Genomic DNA, 731 nt, shown 5'->3' with positions numbered 1-731 from the left:
ACTCTCCGTCGCATCGATGAGGAGACAGCGGATGGCCACTGGCACCGTGAAATGGTTCAACGCCACCAAGGGYTACGGCTTCATYWCSCCSGCCGGCGGCGGCWMSGACGTGTTCGTSCACATCACSGCCGTSCAGGCTGCGGGSCTSCAGGGCCTCAAKGACGGSCAGYMGGTKWCSTTCGACCTSACSGARGAGCGCGGCAAGACCKCCGCSGTCAACCTCAAGGTCTGAGGCAGGGGAGGCTTGGCCTCCTCGCGCCGGAATGCGGAAGGCCTCCCGCGGGTACTCGGGGGAGGCCTTTCTCTTGGGGTCTCAGGCCCCCTCGCAGCCCTTCTCCTTCAGGCTCGCCATCACCCAGTCGCGCGGCCAGGTGCCAGCCTGGATGTCCTTCTCGGCCTGGATCTCCTTGGCCTGGTGCTTCTCGGCTTCGGCGATCACCTTCTCCGCATCGGCGAAGGGCACCACCACGATGCCGTCCTCGTCGCAGCAGACGAGGTCACCCGCCATCACAACCTGGCTGCCGCAGGAGACGGGGTAGCCGATCTCGCCCGGCCCATCTTTGAACGGACCTCCCGGATTGTGGCCGCGCGCCCAGACGCCGAGGTCCATCTTCGCGAGCGAGGCGATGTCGCGCACCGCGCCATCCACGATCACGCCGCCGATCTTCCGCTGCGTCGCGTGGCCGAGCATCAGGTCGCCCATGATACCCACCGAGAGGTCGCCATTGCCG

The 731-nt window shown here is 67.1% G+C and carries 2 protein-coding genes; one reads left to right on the top strand and one right to left on the bottom strand.

Translation table 11 applies throughout. The features are described from left to right. Positions 1-16 precede the first annotated feature (16 nt). The gene (locus tag AC1DWF_RS34205; protein WP_476842927.1) at positions 17-232 is read left to right on the top strand and encodes a cold-shock protein; all 216 of its coding nucleotides are present in this window, start codon (positions 17-19) and stop codon (positions 230-232) included. Positions 233-313: 81 nt separating this feature from the next. On the opposite strand, the gene AC1DWF_RS34200 is transcribed toward AC1DWF_RS34205, so the two are convergent. Beyond that, positions 314-731: RraA family protein (locus AC1DWF_RS34200; RefSeq protein WP_476842926.1), on the bottom strand; the 418-nt coding region annotated here is incomplete at its 5' end.

This window comes from Aminobacter sp. P4_D5, assembly GCF_056401815.1.
This window is presented reverse-complemented; position numbering and strand designations above follow the sequence as displayed.